General features: G+C 63.6%; 18 protein-coding genes. 6 read left to right on the top strand and 12 right to left on the bottom strand.

Features of this window, described 5'->3' with window-relative positions:
- From AC1D0P_RS07190 to sucC, 3 genes are all read right to left on the bottom strand, one after another.
- The coding region (locus AC1D0P_RS07190) for a YjbE family putative metal transport protein (RefSeq protein ID WP_477676092.1) at positions 1-434 on the bottom strand (434 nt) is incomplete at its 3' end.
- Between the two features lie 126 nt (positions 435-560).
- Positions 561-1,454 (bottom strand): succinate--CoA ligase subunit alpha, encoded by an 894-nt coding sequence (gene sucD, locus AC1D0P_RS07185; RefSeq protein WP_477655578.1) that lies wholly within the window; start codon positions 1,452-1,454, stop codon positions 561-563.
- A gap of 18 nt (positions 1,455-1,472) precedes the next feature.
- Entirely contained in the window at positions 1,473-2,633 is a 1,161-nt protein-coding gene (gene sucC, locus AC1D0P_RS07180) for an ADP-forming succinate--CoA ligase subunit beta (RefSeq protein ID WP_477676091.1), read from the bottom strand.
- Positions 2,634-2,923: 290 nt separating this feature from the next.
- On the opposite strand from sucC, the gene argC reads away from it, so the two are divergent.
- Complete coding sequence (argC, locus tag AC1D0P_RS07175) at positions 2,924-3,835, top strand: N-acetyl-gamma-glutamyl-phosphate reductase (RefSeq protein WP_477676090.1); 912 nt, start codon at positions 2,924-2,926, stop codon at positions 3,833-3,835.
- An 8-nt stretch (positions 3,836-3,843) separates the two neighbouring features.
- Here the strand turns inward: argC and recX are convergent, their stop codons facing one another.
- Together recX and recA are read right to left on the bottom strand one after the other, a co-directional pair.
- A complete protein-coding gene (gene recX, locus AC1D0P_RS07170; RefSeq protein WP_477676089.1) occupies positions 3,844-4,335 on the bottom strand; it encodes a recombination regulator RecX in 492 nt (163 codons plus the stop codon).
- A gap of 91 nt (positions 4,336-4,426) precedes the next feature.
- Complete coding sequence (gene recA, locus AC1D0P_RS07165; protein WP_436157222.1) at positions 4,427-5,569, bottom strand: recombinase RecA; 1,143 nt, start codon at positions 5,567-5,569, stop codon at positions 4,427-4,429.
- Positions 5,570-5,830: 261 nt separating this feature from the next.
- Between recA and AC1D0P_RS07160 the strand changes: the two genes are divergently transcribed.
- The 3 genes from AC1D0P_RS07160 (at position 5,831) to AC1D0P_RS07150 (ending at position 8,640) form a co-directional block, all read left to right on the top strand.
- On the top strand, positions 5,831-6,253 hold the full coding sequence (locus AC1D0P_RS07160; RefSeq protein ID WP_477676095.1) for a MarR family winged helix-turn-helix transcriptional regulator: 423 nt from the start codon (positions 5,831-5,833) through the stop codon (positions 6,251-6,253).
- 106 nt (positions 6,254-6,359) lie between these two features.
- Positions 6,360-7,034: a response regulator gene (locus tag AC1D0P_RS07155; RefSeq protein ID WP_477676088.1), complete on the top strand. Its 675-nt coding sequence runs from the start codon at positions 6,360-6,362 to the stop codon at positions 7,032-7,034.
- Positions 7,035-7,239: 205 nt separating this feature from the next.
- Positions 7,240-8,640, top strand: coding sequence for a sensor histidine kinase (locus AC1D0P_RS07150; protein ID WP_477676094.1), 1,401 nt, complete (start codon positions 7,240-7,242; stop codon positions 8,638-8,640).
- A 9-nt stretch (positions 8,641-8,649) separates the two neighbouring features.
- Here the strand turns inward: AC1D0P_RS07150 and AC1D0P_RS07145 are convergent, their stop codons facing one another.
- From AC1D0P_RS07145 to AC1D0P_RS07115, 7 genes are all read right to left on the bottom strand, one after another.
- Positions 8,650-11,169 carry a GcvT family protein gene (locus AC1D0P_RS07145; RefSeq protein ID WP_477676087.1) on the bottom strand — a complete coding sequence of 840 codons (2,520 nt, stop codon included), beginning with the start codon at positions 11,167-11,169 and terminating at the stop codon, positions 8,650-8,652.
- Positions 11,169-11,927 (bottom strand): FkbM family methyltransferase, encoded by a 759-nt coding sequence (locus AC1D0P_RS07140; RefSeq protein ID WP_477676086.1) that lies wholly within the window; start codon positions 11,925-11,927, stop codon positions 11,169-11,171. The genes AC1D0P_RS07145 and AC1D0P_RS07140 overlap by 1 nt, the downstream gene beginning before the upstream one ends.
- A gap of 19 nt (positions 11,928-11,946) precedes the next feature.
- A complete protein-coding gene (locus tag AC1D0P_RS07135) occupies positions 11,947-12,804 on the bottom strand; it encodes an EamA family transporter (RefSeq protein WP_477676085.1) in 858 nt (285 codons plus the stop codon).
- On the bottom strand, positions 12,794-13,363 hold the full coding sequence (locus AC1D0P_RS07130; RefSeq protein WP_477676084.1) for a phosphonate degradation HD-domain oxygenase: 570 nt from the start codon (positions 13,361-13,363) through the stop codon (positions 12,794-12,796). The genes AC1D0P_RS07135 and AC1D0P_RS07130 overlap by 11 nt, the downstream gene beginning before the upstream one ends.
- Before the next feature lie 16 nt (positions 13,364-13,379).
- On the bottom strand, positions 13,380-14,801 hold the full coding sequence (phnY, locus tag AC1D0P_RS07125; protein WP_477676093.1) for a phosphonoacetaldehyde dehydrogenase: 1,422 nt from the start codon (positions 14,799-14,801) through the stop codon (positions 13,380-13,382).
- Between the two features lie 69 nt (positions 14,802-14,870).
- Positions 14,871-16,109 carry a phosphonoacetate hydrolase gene (gene phnA, locus AC1D0P_RS07120; protein WP_477676083.1) on the bottom strand — a complete coding sequence of 413 codons (1,239 nt, stop codon included), beginning with the start codon at positions 16,107-16,109 and terminating at the stop codon, positions 14,871-14,873.
- Positions 16,096-16,905 (bottom strand): phosphonate utilization associated transcriptional regulator, encoded by an 810-nt coding sequence (locus AC1D0P_RS07115; protein WP_477676082.1) that lies wholly within the window; start codon positions 16,903-16,905, stop codon positions 16,096-16,098. Before AC1D0P_RS07115 ends, phnA begins: the two co-directional genes overlap by 14 nt.
- 183 nt (positions 16,906-17,088) lie before the next feature.
- On the opposite strand from AC1D0P_RS07115, the gene AC1D0P_RS07110 reads away from it, so the two are divergent.
- Positions 17,089-18,138, top strand: coding sequence for a putative 2-aminoethylphosphonate ABC transporter substrate-binding protein (locus AC1D0P_RS07110; protein WP_477676081.1), 1,050 nt, complete (start codon positions 17,089-17,091; stop codon positions 18,136-18,138).
- 137 nt (positions 18,139-18,275) lie between these two features.
- Positions 18,276-18,786: ATP-binding cassette domain-containing protein (locus AC1D0P_RS07105; protein ID WP_477676080.1), on the top strand; the 511-nt coding region annotated here is incomplete at its 3' end.

The raw sequence follows: 18,786 nt of genomic DNA, 5'->3' as shown, positions 1-18,786 counted from the left end.
CCCAAAACCAGCAGCGGCAGGTTGCCCTTGGCGGCGGCGGCCACTGCCAGCACGTTGTCCAGGCTCATGACGAGGTCGGCAATCAGGATGGTGCGGATGGCGGCCATCATGCCATTGATTTCATGGCCTTCGCCGTCTTCGTCTTCCTCGCCCTTGAGGAGGTCCACGCCGATGTAGACCAGCAGGATGGCGCCTATGAGCTTGAGGTAGGGCAGGCTCAGCAGCTGGATGGCCACGATGGTCAGGGCGATACGCATGACGATGGCCGCGGCGCTACCCCAGAAGATGGCTTTGCCGCGCTGCTCGGGCTTGAGCGTGCGCGCCGCCATTGCGATCACCACGGCGTTGTCGCCCGACAGCACGATGTTGGCAAGGATGATGGAGCCGAAAGCGCTCCAGAAAAGCGGGGACGCGAGGTCCAGTCCGAAAAACATGGCTATCTCCTGTTATCAATGAAAAAAAGCGCCGGGCAGCGCTTTTTTTGTTTTTTCGAGTTTAGCCCGGATAGGCGCGGGCAGCGTTCGTATTAATGCTTACGACCGCCGCCGCCTCTGGCTGCCTTACAGCAGCGCCTTGAGCAGCTTGGCCATTTCCGAGGGGTTGCGCGTCACGGTGAAGCCGCAGGCTTCCATGATGGCCAGCTTGGCGTCGGCCGTGTCGGCGCCGCCGGAAATCAGCGCGCCCGCATGGCCCATGCGCTTGCCGGCCGGAGCCGTCACGCCGGCGATGAAGCCAACGATGGGTTTTTTCATATTGGCTTTGCACCACTGGGCGGCCTCCGCCTCGTCGGGACCGCCGATTTCACCGATCATGATGACGGCGTCGGTTTCCGGGTCGTCATTGAAGGCCTTCATCACGTCGATGTGCTTGAGCCCGTTGATCGGGTCGCCGCCGATGCCCACTGCGCTGGACTGGCCCAGGCCGATTTCGGTGAGCTGCGCCACGGCTTCATAGGTCAGCGTGCCTGAGCGGCTGACCACGCCGATGCGGCCCTTGCGGTGGATGTGGCCCGGCATGATGCCGATCTTGATTTCGTCGGGGGTGATCAGGCCGGGGCAGTTGGGGCCCAGCAGCAGGGTCTTCTTGCCGCCGGCGGCTTCCTTGGCCTTCATGCGGTTACGCACTTCCAGCATGTCCTTGACCGGAATGCCTTCAGTGATGCAGATGGCCAGGTCGAGGTTGGCTTCCACGGCTTCCCAGATAGCGGCGGCCGCGCCGGCGGGCGGCACATAAATGACCGACACCGTGGCGCCGGTGGCCTTGGCGGCCTCGGTCACGTTCGCGAAAATCGGGATGCCTTCGAAGTCTTCGCCGGCTTTCTTGGGGTTCACACCGGCCACAAAAGCCTCTTTGCCGTTCGCGTAGTCGCGGCACATGCGGGTGTGGAACTGCCCGGTCTTGCCGGTGATGCCCTGGGTGATGACTTTGGTGTGTTTGTTGATGTAGATCGACATGCTTGTGTTCTCCTGGGCTTACTTGACGGCGGCCACGATTTTGGTCGCGGCTTCGGCCATGGTGTCTGCGGCGATGATGGGCAGACCGGAGTCCGCCAGCATTTTCTTGCCCAGGTCTTCGTTGGTGCCCTTCATGCGCACGACCAGCGGAACGGAGAGGTTCACGGCCTTGCAGGCGGTGATCACGCCGTCGGCGATGGTGTCGCACTTCATGATGCCGCCGAAGATGTTGACCAGGATGCCTTTGACATCGGGGTTCTTCAGCATGATCTTGAAAGCTTCGGTGACTTTTTCAGCCGTTGCGCCGCCGCCCACGTCCAGGAAGTTGGCCGGTTCGCCGCCGAACAGCTTGATGGTGTCCATGGTCGCCATGGCCAGGCCGGCGCCGTTGACCAGACAGCCGATGTTGCCGTCCAGGCTGATGTAGGCCAGGTCGAACTTGCTGGCTTCGACTTCGGCCGGGTCTTCCTCGTCCAGGTCGCGGTAAGCGACGATTTCAGGGTGGCGGAACAGCGCGTTAGCGTCGAAGTTGAACTTCGCGTCAAGGGCCATGACTTCGCCCTTGCTGTTGCGGTTCAGGGGGTTGATTTCAACCAGCGATGCGTCGGTGTCCATGTAGCACTTGTAGAGCTTTTGCAGGATGTCGACGGTCTGTGCGACGGAGTCGGCGGGCATGCCGATGCCGGCGGCGACTTCTTTTGCCTGGGCGTCCGTCATGCCGACCAGCGGATCGACAAACACCTTGATGATTTTCTCGGGGTTGGAATGGGCCACCTCTTCGATGTCCATGCCGCCTTCGCTGGAAGCGATGAAGGCTACCTTTTGCGACTCACGGTCGGTCACCGCCGAAATGTAATATTCCTTGTTGATGTCGGCGCCGTCTTCAATATAGAGGCGGCGGACTTTCTGGCCTTCAGGGCCGGTCTGGTGCGTCTTCAGCTGCATGCCCAGGATTTCGCCGGCAATGCGCTTGACGTCCTCGATGCTCTTGGCAACCTTCACGCCGCCGCCCTTGCCGCGACCACCCGCATGGATCTGTGCCTTGACCACCCACACCGGGCCGCCCAGCTTCTGGGCGGCTTCCACCGCTTCCTGCACCGTGAAGGCCGGAATGCCGCGCGGCACAGGCACACCAAAATTGCGCAAGATTTCCTTGCCCTGGTACTCGTGAATTTTCATGAAAAACCTTCAGAATTCAGTAAAAGAGGGGGTGCAACTGGGATTTGGGGCAGGGCTGTGGGGTGTCGGAAACAGGCCACACCGGCCCAAAAAACCACGTCGGCGGTCACTGCAGGCAGCAACGCAGAACTGTATCATGGTGCGACGCACAATTCTTGTGCCGGGCTTACACCCCGAAATGGCGCCGAAATGGGCTTTTTGAGGTGTTTTTGACGGCCCCGCGACCTTGTATTTGCTTTGTTTGCCTTATTTGCGTATTCCATTTCTGTTGTCAGCACCTGGAAGTCCCCATGCCCAAAGTTTTTATTGACGGAGAAGCCGGCACCACGGGCCTGCAAATCCGCGAGCGGCTGCAAGCCATGCCGCAAATCGAGCTGGTCAGCATCGCGCCCGAGTTGCGCAAGGATGCCGCGGCCAAGCGCGCGCTGATGGCGCAGGTGGACATGGTGATCCTCTGCCTGCACGACGACGCGGCCCGCGAGTCGGTGGCCATGATTGACAGCCTCACCGGCAAGAAACCTAAAGTCATCGATGCCTCCACCGCCCACCGCACCGTGCCCGGCTGGGTCTACGGCTTTCCCGAACTGACGCAGACGCAACGCGCCGCCGTGGCGGCCGCCGACCGCGTCGGTAACCCCGGCTGCTACGCCACCGGCGCGATCGCACTGATCCGTCCGCTGGTCGACGCCGGCGCGATACCGGCCGACTTCCCTTTGAGCCTTCCCGCCGTGAGTGGTTACTCCGGCGGCGGGCGGCAGATGATCGAGGACTACGAGGCCGGCACCGCGCCCCTGTTTGAACTCTACGGCCTGAGCCTGAAGCACAAGCACCTGCCCGAAATCATGAAGTACACCGGCCTGTCACGCCGCCCGGTGTTCATCCCCTCGGTCGGCAACTTCAAGCAAGGCATGCTGGTGCAGCTGCCGCTGCACCTGGACTTGCTGCCCGGCAAGCCGACCGGCGTGCAGTTGCAGGACATGCTGGCCAAACACTACGCCGGCAGCGAATGGGTGACGGTGGAAGCCGCACCTGAATCGGGAAAACTGGACGCGCTGGCGCTCAACGACAGCAACAAGATGGAGTTGCGCGTGTTCGCCAACGAAGAGCACCGCCATGCGGTGCTGGTGGCACGGCTGGACAACCTGGGCAAGGGCGCTTCGGGCGCCGCAGTTCAGAACCTGAAATTGATGCTCGGGCTGTAAGCCTGGCTTCAGTCCTCATCAGCTTGGGACACCACGCGGCGGATCACGTCGCCGCCAAAGCCCCGAGCGGCCAGAAACCGCATCTGCTTTGCCCGCGCCGCAGCGTCGGGTGCTGGACCCTCAAACTTCTTGCGCCAGATGTCCCGCGCGCGTTCCAGTTCGCTGCCTTTGAGGCTGGCAACCGCGCCGGCCACCCGCTCAGCGCTGAGGCCTTTGGTCAACAACTCATGCTTGATGCGCGCCGCGCCAAACCGCCCGGCACGCCGGTTAATCACCGACTCAACCACCCGCGCCTCACTGATGAAGTCCTTGGCTTCGAGATCGTCGAGCACCTTGGCCAGCTGGCCGGGGGTTTCCTCATGCGGCGCCAGCTTGCGCTCCAGCTCGGCGCGCGAATGCTCACGCGCGGCCAGGTAACGCAGCGCGCGGCCCTTCAAAGAAAGGCCAAAACCCGCACGACGGGCGGGTTTGGCTGGCTTGTGATCTACCGGATTTTCCATGGCTAACAGGCCGAGCCCAACACGCGCGCTAGCTTGTTGATAGCTATTAGCGCCTGCTCCAACTGGGCTAGAGCCTTATTTGGCATAAAAATCAGGCGGCCGCTTTGGCGGGTTTTTCGGCCTTCTCGGCTTTTTCAGCCTTGGCGGGCTTTTCAGCCGGGGCGTCCACGCCGCCGGCAACCTGTACYAGCGGGATGCCCAGCGATTCGCGCACCTTGTTCTCGATCTCGATCGCGAGTTCCGGGTTTTCCTTGAGGAATTCACGCGAGTTGTCGCGGCCCTGGCCGATTTTTTCGCCGTTGAAGGCGTACCAGGCGCCGGCTTTCTCGACGATGTGGCCGGCCACACCCAGGTCCAGTACCTCGCCCAGGCGGCTGATGCCCTCGCCGTAGAGGATGTCGAACTCCGCCGTCTTGAACGGCGAGGCCACCTTGTTCTTGACCACCTTGACCCGGGTTTCGTTGCCGATGACCTCTTCGCCCTTCTTGATGGAGCCGATGCGGCGGATGTCCAGGCGCACCGAGGCGTAAAACTTCAGCGCATTGCCGCCGGTGGTGGTTTCGGGCGAGCCGAACATCACGCCGATCTTCATGCGGATCTGGTTGATGAAGATGACCATGCAGTTGGCCTTCTTGATGGTGGCGGTGAGCTTGCGCAGCGCCTGGCTCATCAGGCGGGCCTGCAAGCCGGGTAGCGAGTCGCCCATTTCGCCTTCGAGTTCGGCCTTGGGCGTGAGCGCCGCCACCGAGTCGACCACGATCAGGTCCACCGCGCCGGAGCGGGTCAGCGAATCGACGATTTCAAGCGCTTGTTCGCCGGTGTCGGGCTGGGAGATCAGCAGTTCCTGCAGGTTGACGCCCAGTTTTTGCGCGTACTGGATGTCCAGCGCGTGCTCGGCATCGACAAAGGCGCAGGTGCCGCCCAGTTTTTGCATTTCGGCGATGACCTGCAGGGTCAGCGTGGTCTTGCCCGAGGATTCCGGGCCGTAGATTTCGACGACACGGCCGCGCGGCAGGCCGCCCACGCCCAGGGCGATGTCCAGGCCCAGCGAGCCGGTGGAAACGACCTGGATGTCCTCGATCACTTCGCCGTCGCCCAGCTTCATGATGGTGCCTTTGCCGAACTGCTTTTCGATCTGGGCCAGCGCGGCCTGCAGGGCCTTGGCCTTTTCGGTATTCAGGGCGGCGGTTTGCACGGGGTTTTGGGCGGGATTCAGTTTGCTGGTCAGTTCCATGAAAAACTCCTTGAAAATCAATGATGTAAAACTTGTTGCCTGGATTCCAGCCTCTGCTTTTAATCACAGCGCTGGATACATGACCAGTACTTTATGGGCGCGATAGAAATAAGTAAACCCTATTTTTAGTCAGTTTGCCTGATCAATTGAGATACCATGGTTTTCATGGCGGACACGACATCCACGACACTCTCGCCCTCGCTTTCCAGCCCCTTCGGCGCGACCGATGCCGGCTGGCGGCAGACCCACCTGGGGCGGCTCATGGGCCATGCGCTGCGCCGCTTCGACGAGCGCGTGCTCTCGCTGATGGCCAGCAGCGTGGAGGTGCCGCTGGCGCTTTCCAACCTGGCCGCGCGCGACCAGGTCGGCGCCGCGCACATCCACATCACACGCCACCTCGCGGTGGGCGGCTCGCGCCTGACCGACCTGGCGCAAAGCGCCGGCATGAGCAAGCAAGCCATGGGCGACCTGGTCGACCAGTGCGAAGCCTGGGGCCTGGTCACGCGCCAGCCCGACCCGCACGACAAACGCGCCCGCCGCGTGGTGTTCACCGAATCGGGCCTGCTCTGGCTGGAGGCTTTCCACCAGGCGGTACGCCGAGCCGAAGACGAATTCCGCCAGGCTGTGGGGCATGATGTGGCGACCGTGGTGGCGCTGGGACTTGAAGCTTATGCTGGCGCTTGACCCTGGCAACGTCAGCAAACCTGGGGCGACAAAAGCCTAAAATTTGCTGAAGAAGTAAAACACTAGCCCGCAGACTTCGTATTGCGGACCAATCCTGGAGACAACCATGCGTATTCTGATTGCCGAAGACGACCAGGTGCTGGCCGATGGCCTGCTGCGCACTTTGCGCGCCTCCGGTGCGGCGGCCGACCACGTGGCCAGCGGCACAGAGGCCGACGCCGCGCTGCTGACCAACACCGAATTCGACCTGCTGATCCTCRACCTGGGCCTGCCGCGCATGCACGGCCTGGAGGTGCTCAAGCGACTGCGCGCCCGCGGCTCGGCCATGCCGGTGCTGATCCTGACGGCCGCCGACAGCGTCGAAGAGCGCGTCAAGGGCCTGGACTACGGCGCCGACGACTACATGGCCAAGCCGTTTTCGCTGCAGGAACTCGAAGCCCGCGTGCGCGCGCTGATACGCCGCGGCATGGGCGGCGCCAGCAGCACCATCAAGCACGGCCCGCTGGTCTACGACCAGGCCGGCCGCGTTGCCACCATAGACGGCCAGATGCTGGAGCTGTCGGCCCGCGAACTCGGCCTGCTCGAAGTGCTGCTGCAGCGTGCCGGACGGCTGGTCAGCAAGGACCAGCTGGTGGAGCGCCTCTGCGAATGGGGCGAGGAAGTCAGCAACAACGCGATCGAGGTCTATATCCACCGCTTGCGCAAAAAAATTGAAAAAGGGCCGGTGCGAATCGCAACGGTTCGCGGCCTGGGCTACTGCCTTGAAAAGATCCCGGGTTGAATGTGGCCCCCACGCTCCCCACTTCGTGTGGTTCGCTGCCCCCCGAGGGGGCGTTGCGCCTGCGGCCCGGCAAAGCCGGTTCCGCGGCCCCTGCTGGCGTGAAGAAAATGCGCGGTAAGTGAACTGCTCCCACGCTTTTTGATCCGTGGCCCTTAGACTCTTCCAGCGCGAACGCCGCAGCCTCTTCGGCGAGATCCTCGACTGGATGCTCACGCCGCTGCTGCTGCTGTGGCCCATCAGCCTGGCGCTGACCTGGCTGGTTGCGCAGAACATCGCGGGCAAGCCCTTTGACCGCGCGCTCGAATACAACGTGCAGGCGCTGGCCAAGCTGGTGGTGGTCAAGAACAACCAGGTGCAGTTCACCCTGACGGCGCCCGCGCGCGAAATCCTGCGCGCCGACGACACCGACCTTGTCTACTACCAAGTGGTGGGCACGCAGGGCGAACACCTGAGCGGCGAGCACGACCTGCCCGCGCCGCCCGACGAAGACAAGCCCACCAACGGCGAGGTGCGGCTGCGCGAGGACGTGATCCAGGGCGAGGACGTGCGCGTGGCCTATACCTGGCTCAAGGTCGATGTGAAGGGCGCGCCAGCCAGTTCGCTGCCGGTGCTGGTGCAGGTGGCCGAGACGCTGGAAAAGCGCAAGACCCTGGCCACCGAAATCGTCAAGGGCACCATGGTGCCGCAGTTCGTCACGCTGCCGCTGGCCGTGCTGCTGGTGTGGCTGGCGCTGGTGCGCGGCATCAAGCCGCTGGCCCAGCTCGAAAAGCGCATACGCGCGCGCAAATCCGACGACATGAGCCCGCTCGACGAAACCGCGGTGCCTGAGGAGGTTGCGCCGCTGGTGTCCTCCATCAACGACCTGCTGAGCCGGCTCAAGGTCTCGCTGACCACACAAAAGCGCTTCCTGGCCGATGCCGCCCACCAACTCAAGACGCCGCTGGCGGGCCTGCGCATGCAGGCCGACCTGGCGCAGCGCGAAACCGACGCCGACGAGCTCAAGAAATCGCTCAAGCACATAGGCCGCGCCAGCATTCGCGCCACGCACACCGTCAACCAGTTGCTGGCCCTGGCACGCGCCGAAACCACCGGCCGCAGCCTCGCCAAGCAGCACATCGACCTGGTGCACATCGTCTCGGAAGTCATGGCCGACTCGGTGCCGCGCGCGCTCGAAAAGCAGATCGACCTCGGCTACGACGGCCCCGACGCGGGCGAGCAGGCGACGCAGCTCGAAGGCAACGCCACCCTGCTCAAGGAGTTGGTGCGCAACCTGCTCGACAACGCCATCAACTACACGCCCGAAAAAGGCCAGGTCACGCTGCGGCTGATGACCGACCGCTTCAGCGGCGTGCTGGTGCTGCTGGTGGAAGACTCGGGGCCCGGCATCCTGGAGTCAGAGCGCGAACTGGTGTTCCAGCCTTTTTACCGCGCACTGGGCACCAATGTCGACGGCTCCGGCCTGGGCCTGGCCATCGTCCTGGAAATCGCCAAGCAGCACGGTGCGACGATTTCGATCGAAGATGCCGCCTTGCCAGGGCACCCGCAAACGCCGGGCACGCGCGTCACCGTGCGTTTCGTCGGCATGGATTTGCCTGAAGGCGGATAAGGGACGCGCTCAGCCTGCTTTGGTGGCTCGCGGCCAGCGGTCGTACAGCTTGACGGTGACGCGCTCGCCCCACAGTTCGATCTGCGCCGGCGTTCCGGCATGCGCCTGGTTCGCGCTATCGCCGCGCACATAGCCCAGCGCCACGCAGGCCCCAGCCAGCGGGCTCCAGCCGACCGACGAAATTTCGCCCACTGACTGGCCGCCCAGCACGATGGCCTCGCCGCCCCAGGCAAAAGCATCAGCCGTGTCAAACACCAGCGTGACAAGCTTTTTACGCAGCGGCAGTCCCTGTGTGCGAAGCAGCGCGGCCTTGCCGATGAAATCGGCGGGCTTGTCGAGCTTGACGCTGAAAGCCAGTCCGGCTTCCCACGGCGTTTCGTCCGGGCCGAGTTCCGCCCCCCAGGCGCGCCGGCCCTGTTCTATGCGCAGGGCGTCCAGCGCGTAGTAGCCCGCGTCGCGAATGCCCAGCGCCTGTCCGGCCTCCATGAGCGCCAGGTAGACGTGGCGCGCCATCTCGATCGGCACGTAAAGCTCAAAGCCCGGCCCGCCCACATAGCTCATGCGGGCCGCGCGCACGCGCGCAAAGCCGACGTCGATCTCTTTTGTCCATGAGAACTTCAGGGCCTCGGGCGACAGGTCGTCGGGGCTGACAAGCGCCATCAACTCGCGCGCCTTCGGCCCCATCACCGACAGCACCGAATACATCGCCGATACGTCGGTCAGCACCGCATGCTCCGCTTCACCGATGTGCCGCGTGATCCAGTCGAAGTCGCGCACGGTCTGTGCGGAACCAGTGATGACCATAAAGCAATCGGCGGCTTGGCGCATCACCGTGAGGTCACTCTCAAAACCGCCGCGTTCGTTGAGCAAGGCGGTGTAGACCATCTTGCCGATCGGCACGTCCATCTCGTTGGCGCACAGGCGCTGCAGCACCGCCAGCGCATCGCGGCCCTGCAGCAGGTATTTCGAGAAGGAAGTCTGGTCGTAGAGGGCCACGGCTTCGCGTGTGGCCTTCTGCTCTTCGAGCATCCAGGGAAGCCAGCCGGGTTTATCGAGCGTGTACTCTGGTCTTGGATGGAATTGCTCCTTCCCCCTCTGGGGGAAGGTTGGGATGGGGGCCGCAGCGGACGCGGCGGGCCCCCACCCCTGCCCTCCCCCAGAGGGGGAGGGAGAAATATCCATGCTGGGCTTGAAATAACTCGCCCTCTCCCACCCATTCTTGCTGCCGAACTCCGCCCCTTTGGCGGCCAGGATGTCGTACAGCGGCGAGGTACGCAGCGGCCGCGCCGTTTCCAGTTCTTGCCGCGGCCAGCGCATCGCATAGTGCAGGCCCAGGGTTTCACCGGTGCGCTCGGCCAGCGCCTTGCGGTTGCCGGTGAAGCTGCCGAAGCGGCGTATGTCCACGTCCCACAAATCGGTGCTGGGCTCGCCGCCCACAATCCATTCGGCCATGAGCCGGCCCGCGCCGCCGCTGTTGGCGATGCCGGCCGAGTTGAAGCCGGCGCAGACAAAAAAGTTGCGCAGCTCGGGCGCTTCGCCCAGGATGAAATTGCCGTCCGGCGTAAAACTTTCCGGGCCGTTGAGCAGCATCTTGACCTCGGCCGTTTCCAGGCAGGGTGTGCGGTGCAGCGCGGCTGTCATCAGCGGTTCGAACTGGTCCCAGTCCTCGTCCAGCAGTTCGAACTGGAAGGTGGACGGAATCGGGTCCATCTTCCAGGGCTTGGCCTGCGGCTCGAAGCCGCCCATSACCAGTCCGCCGACCTCTTCCTTGTAGTAGATGTAGCCGTCCGGGTCGCGCATCACCGGCAGCATGGGATGCACGCCCGGAATCTTGCCGGTGACGATGTAGAAATGCTCGGCCGAATACAGCGGCACGTTCACGCCCGCGAGCTTGCCGAACTGGCGCGCCCACTGGCCGCCGCAGTTGACGATGACTTCGCAGCGCACCTCGCCCTGCGCGGTTTTCACGCCCACCGCCTTGCCGTTTTCAATGATGACGCCGGTGACCTCTATGCCTTCAACGATCTTCACGCCGCGATTACGCGCGCCCTTGGCCAGCGACATGCACAGATCGGCCGGGTTGGCCTTGCCATCACCCGGCAGCCAGATCGCGCCCTGCAAATCATCGGTGCGCATGATGGGGTATTTGTCGCCGGCTTCCTGCGGCGAAATCTCATGGCATTCGACGCCGAAGCTGTTGGCCATGGCGACCTGCTTCCTGAGCACCTTCATGCGCTCGGGCGTGCGTGCCACGTTGACGCTGCCGCATTGCTTCCAGCCTGTGGCCAGGCCTGTTTCGACTTCAAGAGATGCATACAGCTCGATGCCGTACTTGCTCATCTGCGTCATGTTGCGGTTGGGCCGCATCTGGCCGACCAACCCGGCCGCATGCCAGGTGGTGCCGCTGGTGAGCTTTCCCTGCTCGAGCAGCAGCACGTCGGTCTTGCCCATTTTGGCCAGGTGGTAGGCCACCGAACAGCCGGCGATGCCGCCGCCGACAATCACGACCTGTGCGTGCGGGGGAAGCATCAGGGCCTGCGCAGCCGCAATTGTTCCAGCTCGGCACGCACCTGCGCCAACTCGCTGCGCGCCGTGACCAGGTCGATGTGGATGAAGTCGTCCCAGACGCAGGGGCCGCACGCAAAGAACCGCTTCAGGTGCAATTGCTCTCTCGCAACATAGAAGCGGTTCACCTCGTCGAAATAGACGAACTCATAGTCATGGGCGAGCAGCAGCGGCTCCCAGGCCGCGTGGTTGGGCACCGGCTTTCCCGGCTCGACGCTCTCGAGCATGATGACCCAGGGCCGGTATCGCCGCAGGTCGAGGCCTTCCAGTACGGCCCGCTCGCCGCCTTCCACGTCGATGCTGAGGCAGTGAATGTCGCCGCTGGGGCGGTGCCTGGCGAGCACGTCGTTCAGCGAAACCAGGGGGACCATCGTCGTCATGACCTGCGCACCCCCCGAACGATGCAGCTCGGCGGTCTGGGGCGTCGTCGTCGAATACTGCTGGGCGTCGCCGAACGTGAAAAATGTGGTGTGGCCGCTTTCCGCGCCGGCTGCGGCCTGGACCAAGAGGTCGTCGGGGCGCAACTCGGCCCACAGGCTCGCCATGCCGGGCGCTGGTTCAATGGCCACGCCGCGCCAGCCGCGCAAATACATTGCGTAGGTGTTGCTGTCGGCGGCCGGGTGGTAGGCGCCCACATCGACATAGAAGCCCTGCGCAACCGAGTCGAATACGCGATTGAGTATCACGTCCTCGAAGTTGCGCGTGTAAGAGACGAAAGGCATGGTGTCAGTATAGAGGTGGTCATGCCAGGCGCAGCGCCATCACACCCGCAACGATAGCGGCCGTGCCGATGGCGCGCCGCACGGTGAATGCTTCTTTCAGGAATATCGCGCCGAGTAGAACGGCGAACAGCACCGAGGTTTCACGCAGCGCCGCCACCGTGGCCACCGGCGCGCGCGTCATGGCCCACAGCGCGATGCCGTAGGACCCCAGCGAAGCCAGCGCGCCGCCGGTGGCCACCGGCCAGCGGTGGCGCGCATAAGCGGCCATGGCGCGCCCGCGCCGCGCCATCATCAACAGGCCGAAAGGCCATCCGTCGAACAGGAAGAGGGTGGCGACGTACTGCAAGGCGTTGCCTGAAGCGCGCACGCCCAGCCCATCGACCACGGTATAGACGGCAATGATGAGCGCATTGGCCAGCGCAAAGCCGACCGCCTTGGGCGCATGCAGGGCATGGCGGCTCAAGCCTAGCACCAGCACGCCGCAGCAGATACCCAGAATGCCCGCCCAGGCCAGCGGCGTGAGCGTTTCACCCAGGGTGAAACTGGCCGACAGCGCCACCAGCAGCGGCGCGACACCGCGCATCAGCGGGTAGGTCAGGCCCAGGTCGCCATGCTGGTAGGCGCGCGTGGTCGCAATGTAATAACCGATATGGATCAGTACCGAGGCCCCGATGAATGGCCAGGCTTCAGCGCGCGGCCAGCCGACCAGCAGCACCAGCGGCAAGGCCAGCACGGAGCCAATGAGGTGAATGACCGCCATGTCCAGCGCCTTGTCGGCGCTGGACTTGACCAGCGCGTTCCAGCCCGCGTGCAGCAGCGCGCCGAACAGCACGGCGCCCACCACTGGCCAGGTCAGGACCAGGATTTCAGACGGCAAGCGCAGGCCCGGAAACAACGAGGACGCAGCGCCGTGCCCGCGCCAGGAAGTGCGCCAGCGGCGGCGTGGCCATGTCCGCGTCTTTGGCGAGGTCGTCCCAGAGGCGCAGCTTCACCGCATCCGCGGCACCTGGTTGGGCGATAAAGTGCGCGGCTTCCTCGGCCGAAAAAATGCCCCCCTGTAGCAGCAGGCTGCGCTTGGAGTCGGCCGACAAGCTGGAGTGGTAGCCGCGCCGTGCCGCGCACAGGTAGCGCTTGGCGTCCACATGCAGCTTGATCGCGTCCAGCACCGCGTCGGGAAACAGGCCGCGCAGAAATGGCAGGGCGCGGTACTGGTGGACGTCGTCCACACCTCGCAGCGAAGGCGTTTCGCCCAGGTCGTGCAAAAGATGCCCGAGGTCGTGCAGCAGGGCGGCGGTGACCAGCGCATCGCTCGCGCCCTCGGCCTCGCCCAGCGCCGCGGTCTGCAGCGCATGCTGCAGCTGCGTCACCGGTTCGCCGCTGTATTGTTCACCGCCGCGCTCTGCGAAAAGGTGTTCGATGTCGTCAAAGCTCAGCATGTGAATTCCTCACAGATCATGCATTCCAGGGGAGCGAGTAAGTTTTCAAGTTCGTGAAACTCTTGATCGCTTCCTGTACACCTTCTTTATAGCCCAGACCCGAATCCTTGATGCCGCCAAAGGGCGTTAGCTCGAGACGGTAGCCGGGTACTTCACGCACATTGACCGTGCCGACGTGCAGCTCGCTGACGAAGCGGTTGATGTAGTCGAGGCGGTTGGTGCAGACCGCGCTCGACAGGCCGTAGGCCGTGCCGTTGGAGATCTCGATGGCTTCGTCGATGTTCTTGAAGCGTATCACCGGCGAGACCGGGCCGAAGGTTTCCTCGCGGGCCACCGTCATCCGCGGCGACACGTGGTCCAGCAGCGTGGGCGAGTAGAGCGCGCCCCGGCGCTGGTTGCCGGCCAGCAGCTTCGCGCCCTGCGCCACGGCTTCATTGACGCGCGACTCGAACAGCATGGCGGCCTGCTCGTCGATCACGGTGCCCATGTCGTTGGCCTTGTCGGCCGGATCGCCATACTTCCAGGCCAGGGTCTTGGCCAGCACCTGCTCCACGAACTCACCCGCCACCGCCTCATGCACCAAAAGCCGCTTGATGGCGGTGCAGCGCTGGCCCGAGTTTTTGTAGGAGCCCTGTACGGCCAGCGTTGAGGCTTCGGCTATGTCGGCGTCCTCCATCACGATGATGGGGTCGTTGCCGCCCAACTCCAGCACCACACGGCGGTAGCCGGCTTTTGACGCGATGTATTTGCCGATGGCCACGCCGCCCGTGAAGGTCACCAAGTCGACCAGCGGGTTGGTGATCAGCTCGTCGGCGATCTCGCGCGGATCGCCTGTCACCACGCTCAGCATCTCGGGCGGCAGGCCGGCCTCGTACAGGATATCGGCGAACAGGATGGCCGAGAACGGCACCTTCTCGGAAGGCTTGAGCACCATGCGGTTATTGGTCGCGATGCTGGGCACCACCTTGTGCGCCACCTGGTTCATCGGGTGGTTGAAGGGCGTGATGGCGGTGATCACGCCCAACAGCGGCGAGCGGTGCGTGTAGACGCGGCGCTTCTTGCCGTGCGGCGTGAGGTCGCAGCTGAATATCTGGCCGTCATCCTTGAGCACCTCGGTCGCGCCGAACAGCAGCACGTCGCTGACACGGCCGGCTTCATAAATCGCATCTTTCAGGCACAGGCCGGCTTCGGCGGTGATCAGGTTCGCGACCTCGGACAGGCGCGACTGGATGATGGCCGCCGCGCGGTTCAGGATGGCGGCGCGTTCGTAGCGGGTGAGCTGGGGCTTGTAGGCATGCGCTCTGGCAAAGGTCTGCTGCACCTCCTCCAGCGTAGCCTTGGGCACGRTCCCCAGCAGTTTTGCGGTATAGGGATTGAACACCTCAATAGCACGGTCGCTGCTTCGGCCCGAGCCGACCTTGCGACCCGACAGGCGCATGGCGTTGAGCTGGTGGTCCTGGATGTATTGGTCAATCACTCTGCGGCTTTCATGACATAGGGCTTGGGCTTACTGGGCGTAATTGAGCGCCAGGTCAAAGGCATCAAAATTGCGGAATCGCCGGTTGCGATCCAACCCGGGCAGGGCGCGGTTCACGATCAGCGGCACGCGCTGCTCGCTCATGCCGCCATGCGAACGCAGCGGCACTTCAAGTGCCGAGAGATCGTGACGCGAGGCCGAGGTGCCGATCACGGTGAAACGCTCGGACACCGCCACGATGTCGCCGATGCGGTCGGGCGGCAGCTCGAAGCGCTCGGCCGCCTGTTCGCGCGAAAGCACCAGCTCCATGCCCTTGAGTGCCGCCAGCCGTTTGCGCGCAACCTCGATGTTGGTGCCTTCCGGCAGGTAGACCGTGGCAAAGGAACCCAGCGCGCCGTGGTGCACCACATAAGGATCGGTAATCGGCAGGATCACGCGCGCGATGGTGGCGCCCAGCCAGTTGTCGAACCAGTCCTGCAGGTAGATCACGTCGGGCGTGCCGTCCATGGCGACCTTGGCGTTCATGCCGTGGTCGGCCGTGAGCACGATCACGCAGCCCAGGTCCTCGAGCTGCTGCATGTAGCCATCCATCATGCGGTAGAAGGAATTGGCGCCGTCTGTGCCGGGCGCATGCTTGTGCTGCACGTAGTCGGTGGTCGAAAGGTACATCACGTCGGGCTTGTACTTCTGCATGATCTTGACACCGGCCGCGAAGACGAACTCCGACAAATCGGCGCTGTAGACGCTGGGCAGCGGCTGCCCCACCAGGCCCAGCACGTCCTCAATGCCGTTTTCCTCGAGCGTGACCTGGTCCGCCTTCTCGGACGAAAAGCAGATGCCCTTCATCTTGTGGCCCAGCAGCTTGCGCAGCTTGTCCTTGGCCGTCACCACCGCCAGGGATTTCCCGGCGTCGGACAGCGCGGCCAACAGCGTGGGCGCGCGCAGCCACTTGGGGTCGTTCATCATGACCTCGGTGCCGCTCGCCGTGTCGAACAGGTAGTTGCCGCAGATGCCGTGCACGCTGGGCGGCGCGCCGGTCACGATGGAGAGGTTGTTGGGGTTGGTGAAGCTGGGCACGACGCAGTCGCCCGTCAGGCCCGAGCCCAGCGCCAGCGTGCGCTTGAGCCAGGGCATTTGGCCCGTCGCCACCGCCTGCGCGAGGTAGTCGGGTTCGCAGCCATCCACACAGACCACCACCGTGGGTTTGGCCGGCAGCTTGTAAGCCCTGCCGTTGACTTTCAGTTCGGTTGCCGGTTCAGCGTTTGCCACGTGAGGGCCCTTCCTTCATTTTGTCCTTGTTGTCTTTTTCCTTGCGCGCACCCGTGCTGCTGGAAACGAGCTTGACGGGAACCGGCTTGGCGGCCGCCGCATCTGCCTGCTGCCCCGCCTGGCGCCGCAGGTCGTTTTCTATCGTGCGCTCCTTGCTTTCGATCACGTGCTGGAACATCGCGCGGCCGGCCGAATCCGCGTCGCCCGAGGCAATGGCCTTGACGATCAGCCGGTGCTCATTGGCCGACATCGGCATCAGCCAGCCGTCCGCGAGGTTCAGGCGCCGGAACAGCGAAAGCTCCTTGATGAGCTTGCGGTAGATTTCGGTCAGTTTGCGGTTACCCGCCATCTCGACCATGCGGTCGTGGAAGGTGAGGTTCAGCAGGTGGTAGGCATGGGGGTCTTCGGCCTTGACCGCTTTCTCCATGGCATCGACAAGGGCCTTGAGCTCCTTGACCTCCGCCGCGGTGATGTTTTCCGCGAGGCGGCGGCCGACGAGTTCATCCATGGCCGCGCGCAGGTCGAAGATCTCGACGGCTTCGTCGATGGGAATGTCGCGCACGAAGAYGCCGCGGTTCTTCTCGGTGCGCACCAGGCCGGCCTCTTCGAGCATGCGGAAGGCCTCGCGCACCGGGCCGCGCGAGACGCCCATTTTTTCAGCCAGCGTGGCCTCGATCAATTTGCTGCCGGGCTCGTATTCGCCGGCAAGGATGGCACGCTCGATTTCCTGCTGCACCACTGTGGTGAGAGAGCTGTTCTGGAGTTGCGCGATGGTGGGATGCAAAGCAGCGTTCATGCCCTGAATTGAAGCACAAAAATGTAGATTGTCAACAATCTGCAATAAACAATTGACAAGATAGAAGGGTCGGCGTTAAATAAAAAATGAGCTGGGTTGGCGGCCTGAACACAGGTGGTCATCGCAGTGTCACCCCGACACGAACGAGTCACAACATTGCAGGCTTTCCACAAAGGACTTTTTATGCAGCTGGCTACCCAACTCAAATCCCTGTCAAAGGCGATCGCCCTCCTCGGCTTGCTGGCCGCCACCACCGGCGCCTTCGCCCAGAAAACCCAGTTGCTGGTGTACACCGCGCTGGAAACCGACCAGATCAAGGCCTACCAGGAAGGCTTCAACAAGGTCTATCCCGATATCGAAATCAAGTGGGTGCGCGACTCGACCGGGGTGATCACCGCCAAGCTGCTCGCCGAAAAGTCCAATCCGCAAGCCGACACCATCATGGGCGTGGCCGCCTCCAGCCTGGCGCTGCTCGACAAGCAGGGCATGCTCGAGCCCTATGCGCCCATCAATCTTGATGGGATCATGAGTCAGTACCGTGACAAGAAGAAGGTCCCCGCCTGGTTCGGCATGGACGTGTGGGGCGCCACCGTGTGCTTCAACACCGTCGAGGCCAAGAAGAAAAACATCCCCACGCCCGAGACCTGGCAGGACCTGACCAAGCCTATCTACAAGGGCCAGATCGTCATGCCCAACCCGGCCTCCAGCGGCACCGGCTACTTCGACGTGACCGCCTGGCTCACGCTGTTCGGCGACAAGGACGGTAAGGGAGGTGGCTGGAAGTACATGGACGCGCTGCATGAAAACATCGCGCAGTACACCCACTCGGGCTCCAAGCCCTGCAACATGGCGGCCGCCGGCGAGTTCCTGGCCGGCATCTCGTTCGAGTACCGCGGCAACACCAACAAAGCCAAAGGCGCGCCCATCGACCTGGTGTTCCCCAAGGAAGGCCTGGGCTGGGACCTGGAAGCGTTTGCCATCCACAAGGGCACCAAGAAGCTGGACGCCGCCAAAAAGCTGGCCGACTGGGCTTCGAGCAAGGACGCCATGATGCTTTACGGCAAGAACTTCGCGATCACCGCGCAGCCCGGCCTGGCACCGCCGCTGGCCAATGTGCCGAAAGACTATGAAGCCCGCCTCGTCAAGATGGACTTCAGCTGGGCCGCCGACAACCGCGAGCGCATCCTGAACGAGTGGACCAAGCGCTATAACTCCAAAACAGAAAAGAAGTAGTAGCCCCCTGTCAGCGGCCTTTGGCCGCTGTCTCCCCCTCAGGGGGACAGCCTCTGTGGCCCGGCTAAGCCGGTTCCACGCGGCTGCTTGCTTTCCGTATCGGCGCGCCCCAGGCAATACATACGTATGACCCACGAATGAACAACGACACCTTTCTGAACCTGCGCCACATCCGCAAGGAGTTCGGCGGCTTCACCGCGCTGCAAGACATCAACCTGGACATCCGCAAGGGCGAGTTTGTCTGTTTCCTCGGGCCTTCGGGTTGCGGCAAGACAACCTTGCTGCGCATCATCGCGGGCCTGGAGGTGCAGACCTCGGGTGAGGTGCACCAGGGCGGCCGTGACATTTCGCGTTTGCCGCCGGCCTTGCGCGATTACGGCATCGTCTTCCAGAGTTATGCGCTGTTTCCCAACCTCAGCGTGGCCGACAACGTGGCCTATGGCCTGGTCAACCGCAAGACGCCCAGGGCCGAGGCCGCCAAACGCGTGAGCGAACTCGTCAAGCTCGTAGGCCTGCCGGGCAGCGAAGCCAAATACCCGAGCCAGCTGTCGGGCGGCCAGCAGCAGCGCATTGCGCTGGCGCGGGCGCTGGCCACTTCGCCGGGCTTGCTGCTGCTGGACGAGCCGCTGTCGGCGCCCGATGCACTGG

It is taken from the genome of Polaromonas sp. P1_G2, assembly GCF_056405515.1.
This window is presented reverse-complemented; position numbering and strand designations above follow the sequence as displayed.